Raw genomic sequence first — 3,368 nt, forward strand, 5'->3', positions numbered from 1 at the left:
GCCGGTCTCAGGCTTGCCCTTGGCACGCGATCCGCCGGCACTCTCCAGCCCATGGTCGGCGGAGTTGCGAACCATGTGGGTCAGCGGATCCTTGATCAGTTCCAGCACCTGACGGTCCAGTTCCGTCTCGGCGCCCAGCATCTGCAAGTCGATCTTCTTGTGCAGTTCGTGCGCCAGATCGCGCACCAGACGCGGCAGCTTGGCCCAGGCGTTACCGATGGGCTGCATGCGCGTCTTCATGACGCCCTCCTGCAGCTCGGACGTCACGTGGTTCAGACGCTGCAGCGGGACCGCGAACTCGCTTTCCTTCTGGCTGCGCAGGATCTGCAGCAACTGGTTGCGGGTCAGCACCAGCTCGGAAACCATGGTCATCAGGTTTTCGAGAAGGTCGACGTTGACGCGAATGGTCTGGTTGGCCAGCGACGACTCGCCATCAGCGGCGGCGGCGGCCGGCGGCGGCGGAGCCTGGGTGGCGGCGGGGGCCGGGGCCGGCGGGGCGGCCTCGGCAACCGGCGCCACCTCGCGGGTGGTGGTGGCGGCCGGCACCGACGGGGCGGCGGCCACGGGGGCCGGCGGCGGCGGGGCCACAGGTTCCGGCACGGGCTCGGGCGCCGGCGGGGGCGGCGGGGCCGCGGCGACGGGGGCGGCCGCAGCCGGCGCCTCCCGGCCTTCGGCCAGCGCGTTCAGGCGGTCGATCAGGTCCTGATCGTTGCCCGGCGGTTCCGCCTCGGTCTTTTCCAGGACCAGCAGGATGGACTTGATCGCGTCCAGGGACTCCAGGATCAGCGTGACCGCGTAGGGGCTGACGTTCAGCTCGCCATCGCGGAAGCGGCCCAGCACGTTCTCCGACGCGTGGGCGACAGCCTCGAGCCGGGGCAGCCCCAGGAAGCCGCAGGTCCCCTTGATGGTATGCACCAGCCGGAAGATGTTGCTCAGCAGGCTGGGGTCATTCGGGTTCTGCTCAAGCCGCACCAACTCAACGTCCAAGACCGCGATGTTTTCGTTGGTCTCTGTCAGAAATTCGCTAAGCAGATCATCCATGGTCCACGTCCCGTTGCCATGCGCGTATCGAAGCCGTCCCGGCGGGCGGCCCCGTAGGAATAAGGTGTCGGCCCCCGACCCCGCCCCACATCAAGTTCACCCGGCCGAACCGCGTCAGCCCCGATGAGTCCCAACTGGTGACAGGGGGTCGCCACTCCCTACACCCATCTATTCCAGGAAGACGATTAAGAACACGTTACTCCTGCGAGATTGATGGCGTGACCCGCTCAACATGACAAGCGATAAACGCGTTAAGGTTCGCGAACGGCGTGAAAGAAGCCCGCGGACCTGTCACGCCCCCCGCGACTCCAGCCGGAAACGCAATGCTTCCGGACCCTTGGCCTCGATGACGATACGCCAACCGCACTGTTCGGCGAGCCTGCCGGTGACATAGGCCTGCACGCTGCGGGGTGTCAGTTCGGCCTGGGTCACCGCGCCGTCCAGCGCCGCCCGCACCTCCTCCCGCAGGGTTACCGTCGGCCCCTCCGCCGTGACCCGCAACGCCAGGCCATCCCCGCCCGCGGCGACGGCCACGACCCCCCCGTGGGGCATGGCTTCTTCGGCCAGAAGCCCCAGATTCAGTGCCAGTTTCAGCACGCCGTTGTCAGGCTTGGGCATGACGTCGGCCGGCCAATCCAGCCGCACGCGACCGCCTTTGAACCATGCGCCCAGGACCGTCCGCGCCTCGGCCGCGGTGAAGGCGCCGCTGTTGCCGGCGGCCCCATAGGCCACGCGGAACAGGCGAAGGCGGCGGGTGGCCTGGTCGGCGCTGTCAGCGATCAGCGACATCGCCTCATCCGCCATGGACTGGCCCATTTCCTCGATCAGCTCCACACCGTTGGAGATGGCGCCCACCGGGCTGATCAGGTCGTGGCAGAGACGGGAGCAGAGCAGCTCGACAACGTGAAGTTCCAGGGTGACCGTCATTGTTGGGGCCTTGTCTTGGCGGCGTGGCGGTTCATAGTTGCGGCATCAGCATAGAGGACGTCCGCCCCGATGACAGGGATTTAGCGGAGCGGATGGACCAGAACAAAGGGATAAGGGCAAAAGGATAGGTGATGTTTTTTGCGCCGCCCCCACCCCCTCCGCCATCGTCTAGCCCAAGGATATACGCCCCATGGCCCGTTCCGGCCCCGAATCAGGCGCCGCCGCCCTGCTGACCCCCGGTGCTTACGTGGTGCATCCCGGCCAGCCCGACTGGGGCTTGGGCCAGGTGCAGTCCGCCGTGGGATCGCGCGTCACTGTCAACTTCCCCCATGTCGGCAAGCAGCTGATCGACGCCGGCGTCGTGCCGTTGCGCGTGGTGGAGCCCGAGGATTGGCCCCCGGAAGGCCCGTGACGCGCGCCCCCGTGCCCTCCATGGCGGCCGTCACAGCGCCGCGGGGGCTGTATTGATATGGCTGGCGCACCATATTTGCCGTAGATGAAGGGGATGGTGGGCCAAGGGCCGCCCTGCACCCAAGCGTTGATGAGGATCGTTGAAACGATGGCGGACGGCGCCCTGACCCCCATGGCGGACCGCGCGCCCGGCACGATGACGCCGGCGCGTGACCGTCTGCCGCTGGTCGACCCCTTCGGCCGCTCCATCCGCTACTTGCGCGTCTCCGTCACCGACCGCTGCGATTTTCGCTGTGTCTACTGCATGGCGGAAGACATGACCTTCCTGCCCAAGGCGGAGATCCTGTCGCTGGAGGAGCTGGAGCGGCTGTGCACCGCCTTCATCCATACCGGCGTGCGCAAGCTGCGCCTGACGGGGGGCGAGCCCCTGGTGCGCCGGGGCATCATGGACCTGATCGGCCGCCTGGGCCGCCACCTGGATACTGGCGCCTTGGATGAGCTGACGCTGACCACCAACGGCAGCCAGCTCGCCAAGTACGCGGCCGGGCTGTATGCCGCCGGCGTGCGCCGGGTGAACGTCAGCCTGGATACCCTGGATCCCGACCGATTCCAGGCCATCACCCGCTGGGGGAAGCTGGCACCGGTGCTGGATGGCATCACCGCCGCCAAAGCCGCCGGTCTGCACGTCAAGATCAACTGCGTGGCGCTGCGCGGCGTGAACGACCGCGAGGTGCACGACCTGGTCGCCTGGTGCGGGCGCGAGGGTCATGACCTGACCTTCATCGAGGTCATGCCGCTGGGCGACATGGACGAGGCGGGCCAGGGCGGTTCCGTCCGCGCCGACCAATACTGGCCGCTGTCCCTGCTGCGCGCGGAGCTGGCCAAGCGCTGGACGCTGACCGACCTGGCCGTCACCACCGGCGGCCCCGCCCGGTACGCCCGGGTGGAGGAAACGGGCGGGCGCGTCGGCTTAATCACGCCGATGACCC

Annotated in this window: 4 protein-coding genes; 2 read left to right on the top strand and 2 right to left on the bottom strand. The window is 68.0% G+C overall.

From position 1 onward, the window contains the following. Positions 1-1,041: chemotaxis protein CheA (locus I55_RS06030; protein WP_044559599.1), on the bottom strand; the 1,041-nt coding region annotated here is incomplete at its 3' end. 291 nt (positions 1,042-1,332) lie between these two features. Beyond that, positions 1,333-1,968, bottom strand: a complete 636-nt coding sequence (locus tag I55_RS06035) for a histidine phosphotransferase family protein (RefSeq protein ID WP_044559600.1) — start codon at positions 1,966-1,968, stop codon at positions 1,333-1,335. A gap of 190 nt (positions 1,969-2,158) precedes the next feature. Between I55_RS06035 and I55_RS06040 the strand changes: the two genes are divergently transcribed. Continuing rightward, on the top strand, positions 2,159-2,380 hold the full coding sequence (locus I55_RS06040) for a DUF3553 domain-containing protein (RefSeq protein WP_044559601.1): 222 nt from the start codon (positions 2,159-2,161) through the stop codon (positions 2,378-2,380). Positions 2,381-2,575: 195 nt separating this feature from the next. After that, positions 2,576-3,368 (top strand): GTP 3',8-cyclase MoaA (locus I55_RS06045; protein WP_085939953.1); only part of this gene is annotated, 793 nt, incomplete at its 3' end.

This window comes from Azospirillum sp. B4 (assembly GCF_000333275.1).
Lineage (GTDB): Bacteria > Pseudomonadota > Alphaproteobacteria > Azospirillales > Azospirillaceae > Nitrospirillum.